This is a genomic window from Kitasatospora sp. NPDC001539 (assembly GCF_040298565.1).
In the GTDB taxonomy this organism is placed as follows: Bacteria; Actinomycetota; Actinomycetes; order Streptomycetales; family Streptomycetaceae; genus Kitasatospora.
In genome coordinates this window covers 96,366-119,679 of the sequence record NZ_JBEPAK010000001.1, presented here as the reverse complement: position 1 = coordinate 119,679, position 23,314 = coordinate 96,366, and the positions used below count along the sequence as shown (strand labels likewise).

General features: G+C 73.9%; 19 protein-coding genes and 2 pseudogenes. 11 read left to right on the top strand and 10 right to left on the bottom strand.

Annotated features, from left to right (window positions below):
• Positions 1–24: 24 nt before the first annotated feature.
• On the bottom strand, positions 25–489 hold the full coding sequence (locus tag ABT247_RS00535; protein ID WP_350735631.1) for a hypothetical protein: 465 nt from the start codon (positions 487–489) through the stop codon (positions 25–27).
• Positions 490–689: 200 nt separating this feature from the next.
• Between ABT247_RS00535 and ABT247_RS00530 the strand changes: the two genes are divergently transcribed.
• Entirely contained in the window at positions 690–1,169 is a 480-nt protein-coding gene (locus tag ABT247_RS00530) for an ATP-binding protein (protein WP_350735628.1), read from the top strand.
• Between the two features lie 164 nt (positions 1,170–1,333).
• On the opposite strand, the gene ABT247_RS00525 is transcribed toward ABT247_RS00530, so the two are convergent.
• Positions 1,334–2,272 (bottom strand): hypothetical protein, encoded by a 939-nt coding sequence (locus tag ABT247_RS00525; RefSeq protein WP_350735625.1) that lies wholly within the window; start codon positions 2,270–2,272, stop codon positions 1,334–1,336.
• Between the two features lie 296 nt (positions 2,273–2,568).
• Between ABT247_RS00525 and ABT247_RS00520 the strand changes: the two genes are divergently transcribed.
• Together ABT247_RS00520 and ABT247_RS00515 are read left to right on the top strand one after the other, a co-directional pair.
• Complete coding sequence (locus ABT247_RS00520; RefSeq protein WP_350735622.1) at positions 2,569–3,033, top strand: hypothetical protein; 465 nt, start codon at positions 2,569–2,571, stop codon at positions 3,031–3,033.
• A 190-nt stretch (positions 3,034–3,223) separates the two neighbouring features.
• A complete protein-coding gene (locus ABT247_RS00515) occupies positions 3,224–4,831 on the top strand; it encodes a multicopper oxidase family protein (RefSeq protein ID WP_350735619.1) in 1,608 nt (535 codons plus the stop codon).
• 29 nt (positions 4,832–4,860) lie between these two features.
• On the opposite strand, the gene ABT247_RS00510 is transcribed toward ABT247_RS00515, so the two are convergent.
• Complete coding sequence (locus ABT247_RS00510) at positions 4,861–5,874, bottom strand: 2-dehydropantoate 2-reductase (protein WP_350735616.1); 1,014 nt, start codon at positions 5,872–5,874, stop codon at positions 4,861–4,863.
• Between the two features lie 26 nt (positions 5,875–5,900).
• On the bottom strand, positions 5,901–6,734 hold the full coding sequence (locus ABT247_RS00505) for a class II aldolase/adducin family protein (protein WP_350735612.1): 834 nt from the start codon (positions 6,732–6,734) through the stop codon (positions 5,901–5,903).
• Between the two features lie 81 nt (positions 6,735–6,815).
• Between ABT247_RS00505 and ABT247_RS00500 the strand changes: the two genes are divergently transcribed.
• A complete protein-coding gene (locus ABT247_RS00500) occupies positions 6,816–7,433 on the top strand; it encodes a TetR/AcrR family transcriptional regulator (protein WP_350735609.1) in 618 nt (205 codons plus the stop codon).
• Positions 7,434–7,478: 45 nt separating this feature from the next.
• Here the strand turns inward: ABT247_RS00500 and ABT247_RS00495 are convergent, their stop codons facing one another.
• The 4 genes from ABT247_RS00495 to ABT247_RS00480 are packed head-to-tail and all read right to left on the bottom strand — an operon-like array spanning position 7,479 to position 11,359.
• A complete protein-coding gene (locus tag ABT247_RS00495; protein ID WP_350735606.1) occupies positions 7,479–8,297 on the bottom strand; it encodes a methyltransferase domain-containing protein in 819 nt (272 codons plus the stop codon).
• Positions 8,298–8,322: 25 nt separating this feature from the next.
• Entirely contained in the window at positions 8,323–9,165 is an 843-nt protein-coding gene (locus tag ABT247_RS00490; protein ID WP_350735603.1) for a carbohydrate ABC transporter permease, read from the bottom strand.
• A complete protein-coding gene (locus tag ABT247_RS00485; protein ID WP_502892355.1) occupies positions 9,162–10,103 on the bottom strand; it encodes a carbohydrate ABC transporter permease in 942 nt (313 codons plus the stop codon). The genes ABT247_RS00490 and ABT247_RS00485 overlap by 4 nt, the downstream gene beginning before the upstream one ends.
• Positions 10,100–11,359, bottom strand: coding sequence for an extracellular solute-binding protein (locus tag ABT247_RS00480; RefSeq protein ID WP_350735600.1), 1,260 nt, complete (start codon positions 11,357–11,359; stop codon positions 10,100–10,102). The genes ABT247_RS00485 and ABT247_RS00480 overlap by 4 nt, the downstream gene beginning before the upstream one ends.
• Positions 11,360–12,034: 675 nt before the next feature.
• Here ABT247_RS00480 and ABT247_RS00475 point away from each other — a divergent pair.
• From ABT247_RS00475 to ABT247_RS00455, 5 genes and pseudogenes are all read left to right on the top strand, one after another.
• Positions 12,035–14,248: pseudogene (locus ABT247_RS00475) on the top strand (glycoside hydrolase family 31 protein); the annotation flags it as partial.
• 196 nt (positions 14,249–14,444) lie between these two features.
• Positions 14,445–15,317, top strand: coding sequence for an SIS domain-containing protein (locus ABT247_RS00470; protein ID WP_350735597.1), 873 nt, complete (start codon positions 14,445–14,447; stop codon positions 15,315–15,317).
• 22 nt (positions 15,318–15,339) lie between these two features.
• Entirely contained in the window at positions 15,340–16,188 is an 849-nt protein-coding gene (locus ABT247_RS00465) for a class II fructose-bisphosphate aldolase (protein WP_350735594.1), read from the top strand.
• 48 nt (positions 16,189–16,236) lie between these two features.
• Positions 16,237–16,995 carry a DeoR/GlpR family DNA-binding transcription regulator gene (locus ABT247_RS00460; RefSeq protein ID WP_350735592.1) on the top strand — a complete coding sequence of 253 codons (759 nt, stop codon included), beginning with the start codon at positions 16,237–16,239 and terminating at the stop codon, positions 16,993–16,995.
• A 213-nt stretch (positions 16,996–17,208) separates the two neighbouring features.
• Positions 17,209–19,023, top strand: a complete 1,815-nt coding sequence (locus ABT247_RS00455; protein WP_350735589.1) for an alkaline phosphatase family protein — start codon at positions 17,209–17,211, stop codon at positions 19,021–19,023.
• Between the two features lie 76 nt (positions 19,024–19,099).
• Here the strand turns inward: ABT247_RS00455 and ABT247_RS00450 are convergent, their stop codons facing one another.
• Positions 19,100–19,300 carry a hypothetical protein gene (locus ABT247_RS00450; protein WP_350735587.1) on the bottom strand — a complete coding sequence of 67 codons (201 nt, stop codon included), beginning with the start codon at positions 19,298–19,300 and terminating at the stop codon, positions 19,100–19,102.
• Positions 19,301–19,422: 122 nt separating this feature from the next.
• Positions 19,423–19,845: a hypothetical protein gene (locus ABT247_RS00445; protein WP_350735584.1), complete on the bottom strand. Its 423-nt coding sequence runs from the start codon at positions 19,843–19,845 to the stop codon at positions 19,423–19,425.
• Positions 19,846–20,057: 212 nt separating this feature from the next.
• Between ABT247_RS00445 and selA the strand changes: the two genes are divergently transcribed.
• Both selA and ABT247_RS00435 read left to right on the top strand, forming a co-directional pair.
• A complete protein-coding gene (selA, locus tag ABT247_RS00440; protein ID WP_502892354.1) occupies positions 20,058–21,590 on the top strand; it encodes an L-seryl-tRNA(Sec) selenium transferase in 1,533 nt (510 codons plus the stop codon).
• Positions 21,581–23,269 (top strand): annotated as a pseudogene (locus ABT247_RS00435) (GTP-binding protein); the annotation flags it as partial. The gene selA and the pseudogene ABT247_RS00435, both read left to right, overlap by 10 nt.
• Positions 23,270–23,314 lie beyond the last annotated feature (45 nt).

Sequence of the window (23,314 nt, the reverse complement as noted above, 5' to 3'; positions counted from 1 at the left end):
CCCGAGCCCCTGCCGCCCGCGTGGCTACCCGGGTGGGCTTCCGGCGGGCCCGAGCCGCAGTCGCACCACCAGCTGCGGCCCCTCCTGCCGGCGCCCCTCCTCCTGCGCCGAGCAGCAGCCGGTGAGGGTGCGCAGCATCACCTCGACGTCCTCCGGGGCGCCGAGCAACTCCGCGGTGACCCCGCCCGCCGGCCCGGCCCGTCGCCCGGGCGGGGCGCCGTGATGGACGTCGAACGCCTGCGAGGCGCTCACCGCGGGGCCCGGACCGGGGCCGGGCGAGGCACCGCCGGGCCGGGGCTCGGCCACCGTCCAGGTGCTCTCGGAGGTCAGCGTGGGCGGGTCCTCCCACACGTTCCCGATCCGGGTCAGCCCGCGGCCGGTGTGCGTCGGGAAGAGGGCCTCCAGCAGGTCCAGGACGGCATCCGCCGCCCCGGGCTCGCCGTCCTCCAGCCGCACGAGCACATGGCCGACGGAAAGCGGCAAGCCCATCGCGTCCTCCGCAGTCGCTCCAACCCGTTCCGAGACCAGGTACGCACGGTGGACGGGACGCCGCATCCCCGGGCGGCCGCGCCGGGTACGACGCTCCGCCCCGCCGAGCGGGAACCGAACGCGGTCCGGATCGGGCGAATGGGCGAACCGCGGCCGGGTACCCGAGGCGTGAACGACCCGCTCCGGTTCTGGAGGCCGAGATGTCCAGACCTCCTCCGCTGGCCCTGATGGCCGCGCCCGCGGACGCGGCGGTGGGATTCGCCGTGCGGCTGGGACGAGGACCCGGGCAGATCGCCACCGCGCGAGTCGTCACCCGCCGTGCCCTGGAGGTCACCGGTCACGCCGGCGACCCGGAGTTCCTGGACGACGTCCTGCTGATCGTCTCCGAACTCGTCACCAACGCGCTCCGGCACACCGGGGAGCGGCCCCTGCTCGTCCTCCGCGCCCAGGACGGACGGGTCCGGGTGGACGTCCGCGACGGCGATCCCCGGCTCCCGGTCCGTCGCCTGCCGGAGCCCGGCGAGCCGGGAGGCCGCGGGCTGCGGCTGGTCTCCGCGCTGGCCGACCGCTACGGGGCGCACCCGCTGCCCGACGGCGGCAAGACGGTGTGGGCCGTGGTGGGCCACCGGCGGCCCGAGCGGCGGGCACGCCGCCCGCAGGCCCTGGACCGGGAGCCGTGACCGGAAACCGTGAGCCGCATCGTCGCGGAGCGGGGGCCGGGCCCTTCACTCCGTCAGTCCTCCGCGCCGGTCGCCCCGGGAGCTCGAGCCGCCCGGCCCTCCTCCTTCCGGTGCCCCGGCGGGGAAGCGCGGGCCCCGGCGGGCCCGCGCTCCGGTCCGACCCGTCAGCCGTGGGTCACGCACTTGTTGGCGCTGTTCGACCACAGGCCCTGGAGGTCGAAGGTGCCGGTGCTGAGGGTGACGTAGGCGTCGAGGTTCTGGCACTCGTCGCCGATCTCTCCGCCGCCGCCGTTCCAGCCGATGCTGGGCCAGAAGTCGGTGACGGTCTCGGCGTACTCGTGGGTCTCGGTGGACTCGATGCCGGAGAGCAGCCGCCCGTCCGTGAAGGTGGTGCAGGCGCCGGCGCCGGTGTCGGGGATGTACGGCAGGTTGGTGTACGCGAGTGTGCCGTAGGCGCTGCTGGTCTTGTCGTGCCAGGCGCAGAAGCCGCTGTTGGGGAAGCCGTCCGGGTGGGTGCCGGTCGCGGAGACCACGACGTACTGGGCGTTGAGGTTGGGCGCCTGGGTGGTGTTGCCGAAGTGGGCGGCGGCCTTGCCGGCCTCGGCGGCGATCTGGGCGCTGGTCGCGCTGCCGGGAGCGGCGGTGGCGTTGTCGAACCAGACGCCGGCCAGCGGGGAGGAGGTCGGGTGCTGGACGTGGACGCCCGAGGTGCCGCAGTTGGTGGTGCCCTTGGCGACGCCCTCGCAGTACTGGTCGAGGATGGTGCCCCAGGTGTCCTGGCTGCCGTACAGGCCGTTGAACATCTTCTGCATGTCGGGGGCGACTCCGGCCGGGTCGGAGGACCACTGGGAGCCCCAGAAGACCAGGTAGACCTTCGGGGTCGGGGAGACCACGCCCTGGGAGGCGCTGGAACGGACCGAGAGGGTGTTGCTCGTGGTCGCGGCGGGCCGCTGGGCGGAGCCGGGGTGGAGCGGCTTGAGCCCGGAGTGGGCGGGCGCCGGGGCGGGTTGCGCCGAGGCTCCGGTGGCCAGCGTGGTGGTGCCGAAAGCGGCCAGGGCCAGCGCGGTGAGGGTGTGGGCGGCGGCCTTGAACGGCTTGCGCATGCGTCTGCTCCCGAGTGTGAGGGTGTGGGAGGTTCAATCCGTGGGGGTGCGCCCGGGCGTGGTGCGTCCGGGCGCGGTGGATCTGTGCGGGGTGGATCCGTGCGGGGTGGATCCGTGCGTTGGTGGAGCGCCGACACCACACCAGCCGGCCGGTCGGTCGGTCCAGACGTGCGGACGCGGTGGAGCGAAGCCTTTGCCGTGCTCATACCAAGTCCTTGACGGGGGCTCGGCCGTCACGCGGACGGCGCTAGCATGCGCAGCGAAACGTTCCGGCCACGGCGAACGGGGGGCAACTGATGGCGGGTCAAGGACAGGAGTCGGGCAGAACCGGCGGGAACGAGGCGGCCGCGCGCGGCCCGCAGGACGAGCAGCATGCCGAGCGGCCTGGCGAGCCCCGGTACGCCACGGGGCTGAGAGCCGGCCTGGAACTGGTGGGCTGGATCGGCCTGCCGATCGCGCTCTGGCCGCACTCCGTGCTGCTGGCGATCGCCGTGGACGTCCTGCTGATCGGCGTCCCGGCCGTTCTGCAGACGCCGGGCGACAAGCCGGGCACGGTCGTCGCGGTGCCCGGCTGGGTCACCGTTCTCATGGTGCTCGCCGAACTCGCGGGCGCCGTCACCGCCGCCTGGCTGCTGCTCCCGGCCTGGGCGGCGGTGCTGGTCAGCCTCCTCGCCGTCACCTGCTGCGGCACCGAACTACCGCGCTGGCGCCGCCTCCTGGGGGTCCGGCCCGGCGGCGCCAGGCCGTCGGCCGGTCGGTGACGTCCTCTGCGGCGCCGTCGCGGCGAGCGATCGTCACCTCCCCTGGGGCCGTCAGCGGAGGCCTCGGCCCTGACCGGGGTCCATCTGACGGGCCGTCCCCGGGCCGACCGGTGGCCGACGGGTGGCCGACGGGTGGCCGTGCGGTGTGCCTTCCGGAGGCCTGTGACAATCTGATCTAGATTGCCCGGCCATGAGCGAAAATGTCGGAATCAGTCGTCGATCGGTGCTCAAGGCGATCCCCACGGCCGTCCTCCTGGCCGCGCCCCACCGGATCCCCGAGCACTGGCGCGCGGTGGCGGCGGCGCGGTTCCCGCAGCCCGTCACCGTCCGGGCCGCGCGGTCGGTCTCCGACCCCGCGCCCCAGGTGGTCGAGCAGACGCTCGACGTCCGGTTCACCGACCTCACGATCCCGGGCTACGGGCCGGTCACCACGCGCACCTACAACGGCGCGATCCCGGGGCCGACCCTGCGGGTGCGCGGCGGGGACACCCTGCGCCTGACCCACGTCAACGGGCTGCCCCCGAACGAGCCCCACAGCGGCGGCCACAACCAGCCGCACCGCTTCAACAGCGTCAACCTGCACACCCACGGCCTGCACGTCTCCCCGTCCGGGGACGCCGACAACGTCCAGCGCGAGTTCGCCCCGCGCACCGCCGACGAGGTCGACGCCGGCGCCCCGGAACCGCAGTACCAGACCGTCATCGACATCCCGGCGGACCACCCGGCCGGCACCTACTGGTACCACCCCCACCTGCACGGCGCCACGTCCGTCCAGGTCGTCGGCGGCCTCGCCGGGGTGCTGATCGTCGAGGGCGACGTCGACGACGTGCCCGAGATCAAGGCGGCCGCCGACCTCGTCGTCTGCGTCAACGAACTCAGGCTCCAGGACGGCAGGGTCCCCGACTTCACCTCCGGCGGAGCGCTCGCCGCCGTCCCGGCCACCCTCACCGTCAACGGCGAGGTCAACCCCACCCTGACGCTGCGCCCGGGGGAGGTGCAGCGCTGGCGGCTGGTGGCCGCGACCGCGTTCACCGCTCTACCGCTGCGGCTCACCGGCGACGCAGGGGACCTCGCCTTCCACCAGATCGCCCAGGACGGCGTGACCTTCCCGGCCACCGTCGCCACCGACACGGTGAGCCTGGCCATGGGCAACCGCGCCGACGTCCTGGTCCGGGGCGACGGACCAGGACGGTACGAGCTGCGGGCCGACGGCGTGCCCGGACCCCTGATGACGGTCGAGGTGGCGGGAGAGCCCGTCGACCCGCCGATGGCGCTGCCAACCGAGCTGCCGCCCGGCAAGCCGTTCCTCGACGAGGACGACATCACCAACCCGCACGCGGACCGCGAGGTGGTCTTCCACACCGATCCGGGCGTCTTCCCCGAGCCGTTCCCCAACGCCTTCCGCGTCCTGGGGACCCACGCCACCCCCGCCGCCGACCCCGACGGCGACCCGGCCCGGGACCCGGCCCACGGCCTGTTCGACCCCGACTACGTCAACCACACCCTGCCGCTCGGCACCGTCGAACGGTGGACCGTGCGCACCGACGACTCCCGAGCGGGCTTCAACCACCCCTTCCACCTGCACACCAACCACGTCCTGGTCACCCACCGCAACGGCCAGCGGCTCGACCCGCCGGTCTGGCACGACACCGTCGGCCTGGCCGGCGGCAGGCCCGGGGACCAGGTCACCTTCCTGGTCAGGTACGAGGACTTCACCGGCAGCACCGTCGCCCACTGCCACCAGCTGCAGCACGAGGACCTCGGCATGATGCAGACCGTCGAGTACGTCGCACCGTAGCGGTCGCGTACGCCGTACCCCCGGGGGCGTCACCCCCCGAGCTCGGCGAGCAGCTCCCGGCCCGACCAGCTCCGCGCGGCGCCCGGACCTGCCCGCTCGGCCTCGCGGACCAGCGCGGCCAGGCGGGTGTTGGCCGGCGCCGCCAGCCCGTGCCGCCCGGCCAGCGCGATGACCTCGCCCTGGAGCGCGTCGATCTCGGTCGGTCGGCCGCGCCGCAGGTCATCCCACATGGACGAGCGGGCCCGCGCGTCGATCCGCAGGCCGGCGGCGGCCAGCCGGCGGAACAGCGCGTCGGGCAGCCCGAGCACCACCGGCGTCCAGCGCGGTGGCACCGGTCCGACCCGGGCCGGCACGATGCCCGCCGCGCGGAAGGCGGCGAGGGCCTCCCGCTGGCACCGGGCCAGGCACGCCCGGTACGCCCGGGTGCCGAGCTGTTCGCGCAGCGGGAGCCCGGACAGGGCGTTGACCGCGTTGTTGAGGTTCATCAGCAGCTTCGCCGCCTGGACGGACGGCATGTCCGGGTGCAGCGTCAGGTCGAGGCCGCCGGCCCGGGCCGCCGCCGCGAACGGACGGGCGGCCGGGTCGTCCTCGACCGTCAGCGCACCGCCGCTGCCCTGGTGCACGGCGGCCGGCCCGCTGCGCACCACGTTGTACGGCACCATCCCGGCGAGCACCGGGCGGCCGGGGAGTTCGGCGCGCAGCACCCCGGGGTTGCGCAGGCCGTTCTGGAAGCTGATCACCACCGCGTGCGGCGCGAGGTGGCCGGCCAGTTCCCGGGCGGCCGCCGCGGTGTCGGCGGACTTCACGGTCACCAGCACGAAGTCCGCCCGCGCGGCGGCGCTCGCGCCGGTCGCCGTGGCGAGCCTCCGGACGTGTCGGCGCGCCTCGCCGGGGCCGGTGAGCGTCAGCCCGTTCCGCTCGATCTCCGCCATGGGGGCCGGTCGGCCGATCAGGGTGACGTCCGCGGCGGCGGCCAGCATGCCCCCGAGGTGGCAGCCGATGCTGCCGGCGCCGAAGACCGCGATCCGCGGTTCCTGGTCCATTCCGGGTGTCCTCGCTCCTCGGCCGGTCAGTCCGCCAGGTCCGGGTCGCTCGCGCCGATCTGTTCGAACAGCGGTTGCGCCTGGAACCAGCCGGCCAGGTTGCTGCCGATCTGGCCACGGGTGATCAGTGCGGTCTCGCGGTCGATCGGCTTCGGGGTGCCGGCCGCCATCGCGAGCAGTTGGGCCTGGCACGAGCGCTCCATGGTGACGAACCACCAGACGGCCTCGGCGACCGACTGGCCGACCGTCAGCAGGCCGTGGTTCTGGAGGATCACCGCCTTGTGCGGGCCGAGCGCCCCGGCGATCCGCTTGCCCTCGTCGACCTCGTTGACGACGCCCCGGTAGTCGCTGTACAGCCCGTGGTCCTCGAAGAAGGCGCAGGCGTCCTGGGTCAGCGGGTCCAGCAGGATGCCGAGGCTGGAGAAGGCCTTGCCGTGCAGCGAGTGGGCGTGGGCGGCGGCGATCGCGTCCGGTCGCGCGGCGTGCACCTGGGAGTGGATCACGAACGCGGCCCGGTTCACCGGCCGGCTGCCGTGCAGCAGGGTGCCCTCGTGGTCGACGAGGATCAGGTCGGAGGCCCTGATCATGCCGAACGGCATGCCGAAGGGGTTGACCCAGAAGCGGTCGGGGTGCTCCGGGTCGCGGACGGTGATGTGGCCGGCCACCCCCTCGGAGAAGCCGAAGCGGCCGAACAACCGGAAGCCGGCGGCCAGTTGCTCCTTGCGGTAGCGGCGCTCCTGCTCGACGGAGTCGAAGGTCGGCGGCAGTGGGAAGGTGACGCCGGGCGGGAGCGGTCCGACGGCGGCGGCGAGCGAGGCGGGCAGCGGGGTGCCGGCCCCCGAGGCGGTGGGAGTGCTCATGGCCCCAGAAGATACAATGATGAATCCGATACGCCAATGCATCCGATCGGCCTTCTTCTCGAGCGAACGGGGACACCACCGATGCCCAAGGGCGAGACCAAACGGCGGCCGCGCACCCGGGCGGCCCTGCTCCAGGCGACCCTGGAGACCTTCGCCGAGTCCGGTTTCCACGCCGCGACCATCGAGCAGATCTGCGAACGGGCGGGCTACACCCGGGGCGCCTTCTACTCCAACTTCAGCAGCAAGGAGGAGCTCTTCCTCGCGCTCTTCGACGCCCACAGCGAGCGGATCGTCCAGCGGATGACCGCGCTGGTCGACTCGATCGCCAGCGAGGACCTCACCCTGCGGGCCCTCGTCGACGTCCTCTGCGAGGTCGAACCGGCCGAACGCGAGTGGTACCTCGTCACCACCGAGTTCACCCTGCGCGCCATCCGCGACCCCCAGGCCGCCTGGGTGCTCGCCCAGCACGACGCCCGGCTGCGGGCCCAACTCGCCCGCGCCCTCACCGAGCACCTGGCCCGGGCCGGCCGCACCCTCACCGTGGAGGCCGACGAACTCGCCCGGCTGCTCATCGCCATCCGCGAGGGAGGCCTCGCCCAGAGCTACGTCGAACCCGACGAACTCCCCCCGGGCCGGCTCGAACAGCGCTTCCTGGAACCGCTGTTGACGGCCCTCACCGCCGACTCCCGGACGGCCTGACGCGCTCCGGGCAGTGCCGCGCCGCGCGGACGGCCCCCCGGGCGGTCAGGCGGGGCGGTGGGCGACCACGGCGAACATCGTCACCGACAGGTGGAAGGCGCCCCGTTCGGCGGCGGCGGTGAGGCCGGCGTGCAGCCGGTCGCGCTGCTCCTCGGAGATCAGGCCCTTGCCCAGGGCGGCGGCCGCCAGGCCCCGCACGATGGGCAGGCTGACTGTACGGGGATCGTGCAGCAGGACGTCGGCGCCGGCGTGGTCGACGCTCAGGCCCGCTCCGGTCAGCCACGCCGCGAGGCGGCGCCCGGCGTCCGGCGTGGCCGCGGCGCTCCGGGTGACGGCGGCCAGCGCGGATCGCACCGCCGGCTCGGCCGGGTGGAGCACGAAGGTGGCCCAGTCCGTGTCGAGCAGGGCGACCCGGCCGCCCGGCCGCAGCACCCGGGCGATCTCGGCGACGGCCCGGTCCGGTTCGGTCAGGTGCTGGAGGACCCGCTCGCACCACACCGCGTCCACCGCGGCGTCGGGCAGCGGCAGGGCGAGCGCGTCGCCGTCGAGGAAGACGGCCCGGCTGCCGGCCTCGGCGGCGCGCCGTTCGGCGACGGCGCGCAGGCCGGGGTGGGGCTCCAGGCCGGTCGCCGTGCCCTCCGGGCCGACGGCCTCGGCGAGCACCACGGTCTCCGAGCCGGTGCCGGCGCCGACGTCCAGCGCCCGGTCACCGGGGCGTACGGCCAGGCTCGCGTGGGCCCACTCGCGCAGTCGGCGCACGCCCGGGTTGGCGGCCTGGACGTCCAGCGCGGCGGTCAGCCGGTCGGTGACGGCCGGGTCGGCGTTGGCGGCGTGGAAGCCCGAGGTGGGGCGCTGGTCCGTCATGGCGCCACTATAGGCGGGTCGGTGGTCACCTGACCGAGCCCGCCGTCAGCCCGGAGACGACGTGGCGTTCGATCACCGCGAAGAGGACGATCACCGGCACGATGGCCACCACCGAGGCGGCGAAGACGTAGTTCCACTGGACGCTGTAGGCGCCGATCATGTTGTTGATGCCGACGGTGAGCGGCTGGCGGTCGGTGGAGGTGGTCAGGGTGAGGCCCATGACGAACTCGTTCCAGGCCGCGATGAAGGTGAAGATGACCGCCGTCACCACGCCCGGCATGGCGAGCGGCAGGGTGACGCGGAACAGGGCGCCGATCCGCCCGTTGCCGTCGATCTGCGCGGCCTCCTCCAACTCGACCGGGATGGCGGCGATGTAGGCGCTCAGGATCCAGACCGCGAACGCGAGGTTGAACGCGGCGTTGGCGAGGACGAGCACCAGGACGGTGTCGAGCAGATCGAGCGTGAAGAACTCGCGGTACAGCCCGACCTGGAGCGCGGTGGGCTGGAACATCTGGGTGACCAGCACCAGCAGCAGGAAGGCCTTGCGGCCGCGGAAGTCGACCCGGGCGGTGTAGTACGCGGCGGGCAGCGCGACCGCCAGCACCAGCAGGGTGGAGCCGAGCGCCACCACCAGGGTGATCCGGAGGTTCTGCGCCAGCGTGGTGTCGGACCACACCCGGACGAACGAGGACCAGTCGAAGTGCCCGGGCAGGTACCCGCTGTCGCGCAGTTCGCCCGCCGGGCGTCCGGCGGTGACCACCATCTCCAGGTAGGGGAGCAGGAAGATCGCGGCCAGCGCCCAGGCCGTGGCGGTGACCAGCACGGTGCGGGCGGCCGGCGGCTTCGCGCGGTGTCCCTGGCGGCTCATCGGCTGTCCTCCCCGTTCCGGCCGCTGACCCGGAGGAAGAGCAGCACCATGACGATCACGACGGCGAAGTTGACGACCGACATCGCCGCCGACTCCGCGACGTCGTAGCTCCGCAGCGTGTACATGAACACGGTGGTGGTGGCGGTGTCGGTGTTGGGGCCGCCCTGGGTCATGCCCCAGATGACGGGGAAGGAGTTGAAGACGTTGATCAGGTTGACGACCAGGGCGACCAGGAACGCCGGGCGCAGCAGCGGCAGGGTGATCCGCCGGTAGGTCTGCGCGCGGGACGCGCCGTCCACCCGGGCCGCCTCGTACACCTCGGCGGGTACGGACTGCAGGCCGGCCAGCAGGGTGTAGGTGGTGAACGGCAGCGAGACGAAGACCGCGACGAGCACCAGCCAGGGTTTGGCGTGGGCGGCGTCGCCCAGCCAGGCCTGCGGGCGGTCGATCAGACCGAGGTCCAGCAGCAGGCGGTTGAACACCCCGGCGACCTGGTCGAGCATCCAGCGGAAGCCGATCGACGTCATCAGCACGGAGGCGGCCCAGGGCGCGATGAGCGCCCAGCGGGTGATCCGGCGGCCGGGGAACTCCCGGTTGAACAGCTGGGCGAGCGCCAGGGAGATCACCATGGTCAGGCCGACCACGGTGACCGTCCACACCACGGTCCAGGTGAGGACGTCGGGCAGGCGGGGGTCGGCGAACAGCTTGCGGTACTTGAGCAGGCCGGCCGCACCGTGGTCGGTGCCGGTCGTGTCGACGCGGCGCAGCGAGGTGCGCACCATCTCGACGACCGGCCAGACGACCACGCCGAGGATGAGCAGGACGGCCGGTGCCAGCCAGGGCAGCGGGCCCAGCCTGCGCAGCAGCGACCGGTGCCGGGTCGGGGGAGCCGGGGACCGGACGGTGTCGAGCGTCTTGCCGGGGGCCGTCGTCGTCACTGCGCCGCCTGGACCGCGGCCTGCTGGAGGGCTGCCAGGCCCTTGGCGGGGTCGCTGACCGCGGCGCCGATCTGCGTCTTGACCTGGGCGGAGACGCCGGGCCAGGTCGGGTCGCTGAGCGGGTAGAAGGAGGCCGAGGGCAGGATCTTGAGGAAGGGTTGGAGGGCGGTCTCGTCGGGATCGGACTTCAGGGCGGTCAGCGCGGACTCGGTGACCGGCAGCAGGTGGTACTCCTTGGCGAACCTGACGGTGTTGTCCTTGCCGTAGGCGAAGTCCAGGAAGGCCCTGATCTGGTCCTTGTGACCGCGCTTCTTGAAGGCCATGACCCAGTCGGCGACGCCGAGCGTGGCGGGGGACGGGCCGTCCTTGCCGGGCATCGGGGCCCAGGTGACGTCCATGCCCTTGACGTCGTTCAGCTGGCCCGGGAAGCCGTTGAGCATGCCGACCTTGCCGGAGGCGAAGTCCTTGGTGAGGTCGGTGCGGTTGACGGAGGCGGGGCTCTGCTCGGTCAGGCCGGCGTCGACCCAGGCCTTGAGCTGGGTGAAGGTGGCGACGTTGGCCGGGGAGTCGATGGCGTACTTGCCGTTCGCGTCCTGGTAGCCGCCGTGGTTGCCCAGCATCCAGATGAAGGACTCGCCCTGGGCCTCCTCCTTGCCCAGGGGTATGCCGAGCGGGACGTCCACCCCGGCCTTCCGGAGGGCGGTGGCGGCGGCGGTGACGTCGTTCCAGGTCTTGGGAGGGTCGGCCGGGTCGAGGCCGGCCTTGCGGAACAGGGTGTTGTTGATCAGGAACATCCGGGCGCTGGAGACGAACGGGATGCCGTACTGGGTGCCGCCCTGGACGCCGGCCTTGGCGAGCGCGGGGACGAGGTCGGCGGCGGTCGCCGGGGAGAGGACGTCGCCCGCGGGGTACAGCATGCCGTTGGCGGCGTAGTCGGCGTAGCCGCCGGTCTGCAGGATGTCGGGCTGGTTGCCGTTCTGGACCATGGTCTTGACCTGGGTGTCGAGGTCGTTCCAGTTGATGACCTGGAGCTGCACCTTGATCCCGGGGTTGCGTTGCTCGAAGGCGGAGATGACGTCCTGCCAGTACGCCTGGGTGGGGTTCTCGCCGTTGGAGCCGTAGTCGGCCGCGACGAACCTGATCACGGTGGCGCCGTCGGCCGAGGTGGAGTCGGATCCTGAGCCCTTGCTGCACGCCGACAGGGCGAGCGCGCCGGCCGTGGTGGCGGCGGCGAGGGCGAGGAGTGGGCGCTTCATCTCAGTACCGCCTTCGCGGAGGGGGCCGGTGCCAGCCGGCCCCGGTGTCGGGAGGAGCGAGTTTTCTGCGTGAAGATGCAGAAGTCAATCGCAGAGCAAGCATGGTCGGACACCCATGTCCCCAGCTGTGCGCATTCTTAACCATTGAGTGAGCAGAAGTGAACTGATAGGGTCCTGCGCCGCACACCACCCTGACCTCCGTTGAATGGTGGCATGCTCATGCCCATCCCTAGGCGTTTACCTCCACCCCGCCCCCGGAGCATCCTGGTCGCCGTCGTCGCCCTGCTGTGCGGCCTGCTCGGCACCGCCCCGGCGGCCCGCGCCGCGACGCCTCCGAGCGGCGCGCTCTCCACGGCCCACCCCGCCGTCAGCTGGCAGTCCCCGACCTACGCGCAGGGCTCGGTGCCCGACCCCAAGCACTGCCCGAGTGCCGCCGAGGACCCGCAGGGCAAGGTCTGCGGGCGCTTCGACCTGACCGTCGACGTCCCCGCCGGGTACTGGCGGGACAACCCCGACGGCGGCGTCCCCGTCTCCGTCACCTGGCCCGACCCGGCCATGGAGTTCGACCTCTACGTCTACGACAGCACCGGCCGGGAGGTCGCCGAGGACGCCTCGGGCGCCGACCCCGCCTCCGCGGTGATCCCGGACGCCTCGGGCACGTACCAGGTCCTGGTCGTGCCGTACCACGTCACCGACGCCTCCTACACCGCCACCGCCCGGCTGACCAGGCCCACCACGGTCGGCGACGCCACCGGCATCAGCCGCGACGGCGACGGCTACCTGATCCGGGCCGCCGGCGGCGCCCAGGCCCGGGTCGACTTCACCACCGAGGACACCTTCCGTCTGCGGTTCTCCCCGGACGGCAGCTTCACCGCCCCGCCCGTGGGCGAGATGATCGCGACCACCCCGCCCGTCCTGAAGACCGTCCGGCAGAGCGACGAGGGCGACTACTGGGCGATCAGCTCCCGGGACGTGACGCTGCGCGCCTACAAGCACCCGCTGAGGTTCGCGCTCTACGCGGACGGCGACAGCAGACTCGTCTGGCAGGAGACCCGGGGCCTGACCTGGACCGAGGACGCGACGGCCCAGACCCTGGCCCGCGGACCGCAGGAGCAGTTCTACGGCGTCGGCGAGCAGAACGGCTCGTTCTCGCACCGCGGCCGGACCGTCCACGCCGCCAACGACTTCAACTGGAACGAGGGCGGCTTCAACAACTCCCAGCCCTTCTACCTCTCCTCGGCCGGCTACGGCGTCTTCCGGCACACCTACGCGCCCGGCACCTACACCTTCGGGGACCCGGTCACCACCGCCGAGCGCGAGCGGCGCTTCGACGGCTACTACTTCTACGGCCCGGACCTGAAGAAGGTCATCAGCGCCTACACCGACCTGGTCGGCAAGCCCTTCATGCCGCCCGTCTACGGCCTGGAGCCGGGCGACTCCGACTGCTACCTGCACAACGCCAACCGCGGTGAGCGGCACACCCTGGACGCACTCCAGGTCGCCGACGGCTACACCGCCAACCAGGACCCGCTGGGCTGGATGCTGGTCAACGACGGCTACGGCTGCGGCTACGAGAACCTCCAGCAGACCGGCCAGGGCCTGCGGGACCAGCACGCCCAACTGGGCCTGTGGACGTCCACCGGCCTGCCCAACCAGGACGAGGAGGTCAAGGCCGGCGTCCGGGTGCGCAAGCTGGACGTCGCCTGGGTCGGCCCCGGCTACAAGTTCGCCCTCGACGGCTGCCGGACGGCCTACGACGGCATCCAGCGCAACAGCGACGCCCGCGGCTTCGTCTGGCTGCCGGTCTCCTGGGCCGGCGCCCAGCGCTGCGGCGTGCTGTGGAGCGGGGACCAGAAGGGCAGCTACGACTACCTCCGCTGGCAGATCCCCACCTACGCGGGCGCCACCATGTCCGGCATCGCCTACGACACCGGGGACGTCGGCGGGATCTTCGGCAGCGACCCCAAGGTGGGGACGCGGGACCTGGAGTGGAAGACCTTCATCCCCACGATCATGACCATGGACGGCTGGGCCGCCGCCGACAAGCAGCCCTGGCGGGCGGGCGAACCGTACAGCTCGATCAACCGGCGCTACCTGCAGCTGAAGGAGCGGCTGCTGCCCTACTTCTACACGCTCGCCGCCGAGGCCCACCGGAGCGGCGTGGGCGCGGTGCGGCCGCTGGTCCTGGAGTACCCGGACGATCCCAACACCTGGGGTGACGCGGCCAAGTACGAGTTCCTGAGCGGCAAGGACTTCCTGGTCGCCCCGGTCTACGAGGACTCCGCCGTCCGCAACGGCATCTACCTGCCCGCGGGCACCTGGGTGGACTACTGGACGGGCCGGACGTACCAGGGGCCGACGACCCTCAACGGCTACCAGGCGCCGCTGGACACCCTGCCGCTGTTCGTCCGGGCCGGTGCCGTGGTGCCGATGTGGCCCGAGGGGACGCTGTCCTGGCAGACCCGCGACACCGCCCGCCTCGACTACGACGTCTACGCCAAGGGTTCGTCCTCGTACACCCTGTACGAGGACGACGGCACCACCCGCGCCCGCGAGCAGGGCGCGTCCGCGACCCAGGCCGTCACCGTCCGCTCGGTCGGTCGGGGCCACGGCATGACCACCGTCGAGGTCGGGCCGAGCGTCGGTGACTACACCGGCAAACCGGCCGCCCGGGCCTACGGGTTCACCGTGCACACCGGCGCGGGGCCGGGCGCGGTGCTGCTGGACCACCGCGCGCTGGACGGCTTCGACTCGCGGGCCGCGTTCGACGCCGCGCCCTCGGGCTGGTGGTACGACGCGGCCGCCGGCGTGGTGCACGTGAAGACGCCGCAGCAGTCCACCGCCAGCGGGTTCTCGTTGCTGCTGGCCGGGGCCGGCCCCATCGCGGGCTGACGCGTCCGAGTCACCCGGGGACGGGGGCCTGCGCCCCCGTCCCCGGGTGACGTCGCTGCCCCCGTGCCGTCCCTGCGCGAGGACCGCGATCGGTGCGCACGGTTGATCGATCCGCGGCTTCCGTAGTAAGAAGTAAGCAGTATTGCTCAGTATCGAGCATCCGAGGCGCAGTTTTGCGCACCTAAGGAGCGTCATGAGCCACGTCGAGCAGGAGATCGCCAGCCAGCCGGAGTGCTGGCGCCGGGCCCTGGAGCTGGAGCCGGCCGGACTCCCCGAGCGCGGCGAGCGGGTGGCCGTGGTGGGGTGCGGCACCTCCCTGTACGTCGCCCAGGCGTACGCGGCGCTGCGCGAGGCCGCGGGCCTGGGCGAGACCGACGCCTTCGCCGCCTCGGAGTTCCCGGCCACCCGCGACTACGACCGGCTGATCGCGATCAGCCGGTCCGGGACGACGACCGAGGTGCTCGCCGCACTCCGGCGCGCCCGGCACCTGCCCAGCACGGCGCTCACCGGCGATCCGGACACGCCGATCCGCGCGGACGCCGGCACCGTGGTCGACCTCGCCTTCGCCGACGAGGAGTCGGTGGTGCAGACCCGCTTCGCGACCACGGCGCTGACGCTGCTGCGCGGCCACCTCGGCCTCGCCCCGGCCGATCTGCCCGAGCAGGCCGAACGGGCGCTGGCCGAGGAACTGCCCGAAGGGGCCGCCGCCGCGGCCCAGTTCACCTTCCTCGGCACCGGCTGGACGGTCGGCCTCGCCAACGAGGCCGCCCTCAAGCTCCGGGAGGCCGCCGGCGCCTGGACCGAGTCCTATCCGGCGATGGAGTACCGGCACGGCCCGATCAGCATCGCCGCCCCGGGCCGGGTGGTCTGGTTCCTCGGCGAGCCGCCCGCCGGGCTGGTGGGGGAGGTGCGGGCCACCGGCGCGGCCGCCTCGGTGAGCGGGCTCGACCCGCAGGCCGACCTGGTGCGCGCCCAGCGCCTGGCGGTACGGCTGGCCGCGGCGGCCGGCCTGGACCCCGACCGCCCGCGCAACCTGACCCGCTCGATCGTGCTGACCAGGCCGTGACGGCCGGGAGCAGGAGGCCCTGATGCCCCAGACCGGAACCGGCGCCATCGTCACCCCCGCCGCGAGCGCGGCGCGCGGAGTCGGCGCCTTCAACGTCATCCAGCTCGAACACGCCCAGGCCGTCGTGGCCGGCGCCGAGGCCGCGGGTGCCCCGGTGATCCTCCAGCTGAGCGAGAACGCCGTCCGCTACCACGGCGCGCTCGCGCCGATAGCGGCCGCCGTGCTGGCCGTCGCCCGGGCCGCGGCCGTACCGGTCGCGGTGCACCTGGACCACGCGACCTCCGCCGAGCTGGTCGCGGACGCGGTCGAACTGGGCTTCTCCTCGGTCATGTTCGACGCCTCGGCGCTGCCGTACCGGGAGAACGTCCGGGCCACCGCCGCGGTGGTCGAGCGCTGCCACGCGGCGGGCGTCTGGGTGGAGGCCGAGCTCGGCGAGGTCGGCGGCAAGGACGGGGTGCACGCCCCCGGCGCCCGGACCGACCCCGGGGAGGCCGCCGACTTCGTCGCCACCACCGGCGTCGACGCCCTCGCCGTGGCCGTCGGCACCTCCCACGCCATGGCCACCCGGGACGCCGTCCTGGACTTCGAGCTGATCGCCCGGCTGCGCGCCGCCGTCCCCGTCCCGCTGGTCCTGCACGGCTCCTCCGGCGTGGCCGACGGCCACCTGGCCCGGGCGGTGGCGCACGGCATGACCAAGGTGAACATCTCCACCCAGCTCAACCGGGTCTTCACCGGGGCCGTCCGGCACGTCCTCGGCGCCGATCCCGGGCTGGTCGACACCCGCCGCTACCTCGGTCCGGGGCGGACGGCGGTGGCCGCGGAGGTGACGCGCCTGCTGGGGGTGCTCGGGGCCGCCACCGTTCGATCTTGACTGAACATGGCAAGTCCGAGCAGCTGTGGCCGGAGATACAATCCGACCATGCTCAAAGCTGATCGCGCCGCCCGGATCCTGTCCCACATCGCGGAAGTGGGCAGCGCCGACGTGCACGCGCTCGCCGATCTGCTGGGGGTGTCGGGCGCGACGGTGCGGCGCGACCTCCAGGAGCTGCACGACCAGGGACTGCTGCACCGCACCCGCGGCGGCGCGGTGACCGGGGCCGTCAACCTCGAACTCCCCTTGCGGCACCGCAGCGAGAAGCAGCAGGAGGAGAAGCGCCGGATCGCCCGGGTGGCCGCCGAACTGGTACCGGACGGTGCGGTGGTGGGCCTCACCGGCGGCACCACCGCCACCGAACTGGCCCGGGTGCTGGCCGAGCGGGGCAAGGTGACGGTGGTCACCAACGCCGTGAACATCGCGGCCGAGCTGATCGTCCGTCCGGAGGTCCGCCTGGTCGTGATCGGCGGCATCGCCCGCTCGGCCAGCTACGAACTGGTCGGCCCGGCGGCGGACGCCATGCTCCAGCGCTACCACCTCGACCTCGCCTTCATCGGCGTGGACGGCCTGACGGTGCAGGAGGGCTGCACCACCCACGACGAGATGGAGGCCCAGACCGACCGGGCCTTCCTGCGCAGCAGCGCCCGGTCGGTCGTGCTGGCCGACCGGACCAAGATCGGCCGGGTGACCTTCGCCTCGATCTGCCCGCTCGCCGAGGTGCACGACCTGGTGACGGACTCGGGGGTCTCCGCCGAGCAGGAGCGGGCGATCGCCGACGCCGGCGTCCGGGTGCTGCGCGCCTGAGCGGCGGTCCGACCGCCCCGTCGCCTCGTCGTCGCGCCGGGGCGGGGCAAGGGCAAGGGCGAGGTGGGGCCGGGGGTGTAGCGCACGCGCGAAGTTGTCTGGTCAAGTTCGACCGGCGTTCTTCCGCCGGACAGTGCCGACCGGTACCTCTATGTCGCGCCCATGGCGGACAGCCATGGCACCCACCCTCACCAACGGGACGAGGTACCCCCCATGCGACTGCGTCGGAGCCCCCTCGGCGGAATGCTCGCCACCCTGCCCCTCCTCGGCGCGCTGGCCGTCGCCGCGCCCGGCACCGCCACCGCGGCGGCCACCAGCGGCAACCTGATCGTCAACGGCGACGCGGAGGGCGGCGGTTACTGCACCACCGACTGGAGCGCCGCCAGCACCGTCCCCGGCTGGACGGTCCAGGCCGGCGGCATCAACCAGATGTGCCACTCGGTGGGCTCCTTCGGCCTGCCCTCCGACGGCCGGACCCCCGGCAGGGCCTTCTTCGGCCCCGGCAACTTCGGCGACGGCGCGATGTCGCAGACCGTCGACGTCTCCTCCGCGGCGGGCGCGATCGACGGCGGGGGAGTGCACTACAACCTCGCGGCCTGGCTCGGCGGTTGGACCACGTACGGCGGCTACGCCGCGGTCAGCCTGCACTTCCGGGGAGCCGACGGCAACCCGCTCGGCGCGACCGCCAAGCTGCCGACCGTCTCCGCCACCGACCGCGGCCTGAGCACCGCGTTCCTCTCCCGCAGCGCCACCGGCGCCGTCCCGGCCGGCACCAGGTCGATCCAGGTCGAGGTGCAGTTCCTGTCCACCTCCAACGAGACCGGCTACCTGGACAACCTCTCCCTCACCCTCGACACCCCGGTCAACGCGCCCGCCCCGCTCACCCCGCCCGCCTCCGCCGTGCCGGGCTACGACCACGTGTTCACGGTCATGATGGAGAACACCGACTACTCCCAGATCATGAACGACCCGGCGGACACGCCGTACATCCACAGCCTGATGGCCCAGGGCGCCACCCTCACCGACGCCCACGGCGTCTACCACCCGAGCGACGAGAACTACCTCGCGATCGCCGGCGGCGACACCTACACGAAGGGCGCCACCTACTGGCCCAACATCAACTCCCCGCAGCGCAACCTCGGTGACACCATCGAGGACGCCGGCAAGACCTGGAAGGCCTACGAACAGGGCATGGGCACGCCCTGCAACACCAACAAGAACTACGACAGCTCCTACATGCCCGACGACGCCCCGTTCATCAACTACACCGACATCAGCGGCAATCCGGCCCGCTGCGCGGCGCACCTGTTCGACACCTCGCAGCTGACCGCCGACCTGAAGTCCGCGGCCACCACGCCGAACTTCTCCTGGATCGCCGCCGACGACTACTACGACGGCGAGGGCTCCGGCAACGGCAACGCCACCAGCCTGAAGACCCAGGACGGCTGGCTGCGGCAGACCCTCGCCCCCGTGCTTGCCTCCCCGGCGTGGACCCAGCAGCGCTCCCTGCTCCTGCTCACCTGGGACGAGAGCGAGAGCGAGGGCTACAACCACCTCGCCACCGTCGTCGTCGGCTCCCAGGGCACCGTGCCGGCCGGCACCAGCAGCCCGCTGCACTACGACCACTACGGCATCGGCCGCACCATCGAGTCCGCCCTCGGCCTGCCCGGGCTGACCGGCAACGACACCTACGCCACCCCGCTGAACGCCGCCTTCGCCCCCTCCAGGGCCGCCGGCCCGACGCTGACCGGCGACCTCGGCGCGGTGGCCAACGGCGGCAACGTCACGCTCCGCTACACCCTGCCGACCGCCGCCCAGGCCGGCCCCAAGAACTGGGTCGGCATCTACCCGGCGGGCGTCACCCCCGGCTCGCGCTCCGCGCTGACCTGGGCCTACACGCCGAACCAGAGCGGCGCGGTCACCTTCTCCACCGGCAAGCTGAACGGCGCGGGCGCCTACGACGCGTACTACCTGGCCAACGACGGCTACTCGGTGCTGGCCGGCCCGTTCCGGCTGACCGTCGGCTGAGGCCGGCCCCCGGCGGGTCCGTCGGCGGCCCGGTGCGGTGGAGTCCCACGGACCCAGCCGCACCGGGCCGCAGCGCTCAGCCCGGACGCGCCGCGCTGGGCCCGGTCGCCGGGTCCGGACCGAGGCCCTGCAGAAAGGCCGGCCGTGCGGCCAGCTCGTCGTCCCCGGCCCAGCCCCGGGCACGGAGGTCCGAGACCAGCCGTTGGGCCGGCGCCGCCGCACTCGGCAAGCGGCGGACCACCGCGTCGCCGACCTCGTCCGTGACCTGCTGCAGCACCTCCACCGCCGGCGCCGGCCACTCACCGGCCGCCCGTGCCGTTGCGCACCCGCCTCGCGTACTCGCCGCCCCACCTCCCCGCCACGGCTCCCGCCGTATCCGGCCCCGCACACGCGTGGACGTCAGACCAGGACCCTCCGGTGCGCGCGCAGGAGCGGGACGACGGCCACGGCGGCGACGCCCTGGGCCACCGCGGCGACCACCTTCTCGGTGAACCAGACCGGTTCGTACATGTCCGGCAGCGGCCCGATCGACCCGACGTCGACGTAGCGGTACAGCAGCAGGAGCACGAGGCCGCCCGCCGCGACCAGGAAGGCGAAGGCCAGCGCCGACAGGCGCGGGCGGATCAGGACCAGCAGCGCCGCGAGGGCCGCCAGCCCGGCCTCGGCCCGGAACAGGTCGCCCTGGCTGATCGGGTTCGCCACCGGGTCGTACCGGTCGGCGAGATCGGCGTGGACGTAGGCGTCGACCGCCAGCCCCGCCACGGTGAGCCATCGGAGCAGGTCCAGACCCGGCCGTCTGGTGGTGTACGGCGGGAACGGCATCGCAGCCACCTCGCATCGGCCGAAGCAACAGGGTCCCGCCCCGCCTCCAGTGTGCTCGCCGGGCGTCGCGGACGGAACCCGCGGCCGGGCACCCGCGGCGGGCGGGGCCACGCCGTTTCGCCGCTCCCCAGCGTGTCGGTGGGCGAAGCCGCAGGGCCGAGCGGTCAGGCTGATCCCCACGTGACCGCCAGCCCGAAGGCCGAGACAGATCGATGCACCACGGCTCGACGCACTCCGGATCGACGCACCGCGGACCGACGTACCGCGGATCGACGCCCGACGGTTCGACGCCCGACGGTTCGACGCCCGACGGATCGACGCACGGTGACCGGGCGTCGGATGCCGCTCGACCCGCGGCCGGAGGAGCCGGCGGAGGACGCGGACCCGATCCGCGCCGGGCGGTGCTCCGCACCGATGCCGTCCTGGCCGACCCCCGGTTGGCCGAGGCCGTCGGACGCCTCGGCCGGCCGATCGTCAAGGCCGCCGTGACGGACGCCCAGGAGCTCGCCCGGCAGGGGCTGATCGGCCCGGCCGAGGTCGCCGAGACGGCCCTCGGGTCGCTCCCGCACAGCGCCACCGCCCTGCGCCCCGTGCTGAACGCCACCGGCGTGCTGCTGCACACCAACCTCGGGCGCGCCGCACTCTCCGAGCCGGCCCGGCAGGCCGTCCTCGCCGCGGCCGGCGCGACCGACGTCGAGTTCGACCTCGCCTCGGGCGAACGGGCACCCCGGGGCCGCTCGACCGTACGGGCCCTGCTCGCCCGCGTCCCCGCCGCCCAGGCCGCACACGTGGTGAACAACGGCGCCGCCGCCCTCGTCCTGGCGGCCACGGCGCTCGCCCAGGGCCGGGAGATCGTCGTCAGCAGGGGCGAGCTGGTGGAGATCGGTGACGGCTTCCGCCTGCCGGACCTGCTCTCCTCGACGGGCGCACGGCTGCGCGAGGTCGGCACCACCAACCGGACGACCGTCGCCGACTACGCCGCCGCGATCGGGAGCGACACCGGGTTCATCCTCAAGATCCACCCCTCGAACTTCCGCATCACCGGGTTCACCGGAGCGGTCGGCGTCGCCGAACTCGCCGCGCTCGGCCCTCCGGTCGTCGCCGACATCGGCTCCGGCCTGCTGGAGCGCGAACCGCTGCTCCCGGACGAACCGGATGCCGACAGCTGGCTGCGGGCCGGCGCCGACCTGGTCACCGCGAGCGGGGACAAGCTGCTCGGCGGCCCGCAGTGCGGCCTGCTCCTGGGCCGCGCCGACGCAGTCCGGGCCCTCGCCCGGCACCCGCTGGCCCGGGCGCTGCGCGTCGACAAGCTGACCCTGGCCGCCCTGGAGGCCACCCTCACCACACCCGACACGCCCACCCGCCGCGCCCTGCACGCCGGGGAGCGCGAACTGCGCACCCGCGCCCAGCGCTTGGCCGGGGTGCTGTCGGCGGAGGGCATCCCGGCCCGGGCGGTCAGCAGCCGGGCCGTGGTCGGGGGCGGCGGAGCGCCCGGCGTGGTGCTGGCCAGTTCGGCGCTCGCCCTGCCGGAGGAGTTCGCTGTCCTCCTGCGGCAGGGGCCGACGCCCGTGGTCGGCCGGACCGCCGACGGCTGCTGCCTGCTCGACCTGCGCACCGTCGCCCCGGAGGCCGACGACCGGCTCGCCGGGGCCGTCCGCGCCGCAGCCGGGGAACGGGGTCGCCGCGCCGGAACGCCACCGCGGGCCGCCGCCCGGAACCAGGCGCCGGAGCGGCCGTGCACGTGATCGCGACCGCCGGCCACGTGGACCACGGCAAGTCGGCCCTGGTCCGCGCGCTCACCGGGATGGAACCGGACCGCTGGGCCGAGGAGCGCCGCCGCGGCATGACGATCGACCTGGGCTTCGTCTGGACCACCGTGCCCGAGGCCGGCGAGACCGCCTTCGTCGACGTGCCGGGCCACGAACGGCTGGTGACCACCATGCTGGCCGGCGTCGGCCCCGTCCCCGCCGTGCTGTTCGTCGTCGCCGCCGACCAGGGCTGGCAGGCCCAGTCCGAGGAACACCTCGCCGTCCTCGACGCCCTCCGCGTCCGGCACGGCGTCCTCGCCGTCACCCGCAGCGACCTGGCCGATCCCGCCCCGACCCGGGACCAGGCCCTCGCCCGACTGGCCCGCAGCTCCCTGGGCCGGGTCGAGCCGGTGGCCGTGAGCTCGCTGACCGGAGCCGGGCTGCCGGAGCTGCGGGCCGCGCTGGCCCGTCTGACGGCCCGGCTGCCCCCGGCCGACCGGACCGGTGACGTCCGGCTGTGGGTCGACCGGACGTTCACCGTGCGCGGCCACGGCACCGTGGTGACCGGCACCCTCGCAGCGGGCACGATCTCCGTCGGCGACCGACTGCTCGCGGTGACCGGCCCCGGTGAAAGCCGGCTGCTGCGCGTCCGCGGCCTGGAGAGCCTCAAGCAACCCCGACCGGCCGTCGGCGCCACAGCTCGGGTGGCGGTCAACGTGCACGGCCCCGGGGCCGCCGACCTGCGGCGCGGCAGCGCCCTGCTGACCCCGGACCGCTGGCTCACCACCGACACCGTCGACGTCCGGCTCCGCGTGGACGCCGCCGCCGACCTGCCGCGGCGGCTCACCCTGCACCTCGGCACGGCCGCCGTCCCGGTCACCGTCCGCCCCCTCGGCACCACCACCGCCCGACTCGCCCTCGACACCCCGCTCCCGCTGCGGATCGACGACGTGGCACTGCTCCGCGACCCGGGCCGGCACCGCATCGCGGGCGCGGCCACCGTCCTCGACCCGCGCCCGCCCCGGCTGACCCGCCGGGGCGCGGCGGCCGACCGGGCCCGCGAGCTCGACGGGCACCGGGGCGTGCCGGACGCCGCCGCGCAGCTGCGCCGCCGCGGCCTGATCCGCCGCCAGGAGTTCACCGCGATGGGCCTCACCCCCGCCGCACCGCCCGTCACCGCCGACTGGCTGTGCGACCCGGCGCACTGGTCGCGACTCCAGCGGCGGCTGTGCGAGGCCGTGGAACGCCATGCGGCCGAACGCCCGACCGACCCGGGCCTGCCGGTCGAGGCGGCGCGCCGCCAACTGGAGCTGCCGGACCGCGCCCTGGTCACCGCGCTGGTCCGGGCGCTGGCCGGCCGGCTCGACCAGCGTGACGGCCGGCTCTACGGCAGCGTCACCGCGCCGGTCCTGCCGCCCGCCGTGCGGCAGGTGCGGGACCGGCTCGCCGCCCGGCCGTTCCACGCCCCCGAGGCGGCGGAGCTCACCGCGCTCGGGCTGACGCCGCAACTGGTCGCCGCCGCGGCCGCCTCCGGCGAGCTGCTGCGGCTCCCCGACGGCATCGTGCTGCTCCCGGACGCCGACCGGCGGGCGGCCGCCGCGCTGGCCCGGCTGGCCCAGCCGTTCACCACCAGCGAGGCCAGGATCGCCCTGGACACCACCCGGCGGGTCGTCATCCCCCTGCTGGAGCACCTGGACCGGCGCGGCTGGACGGAACGGATC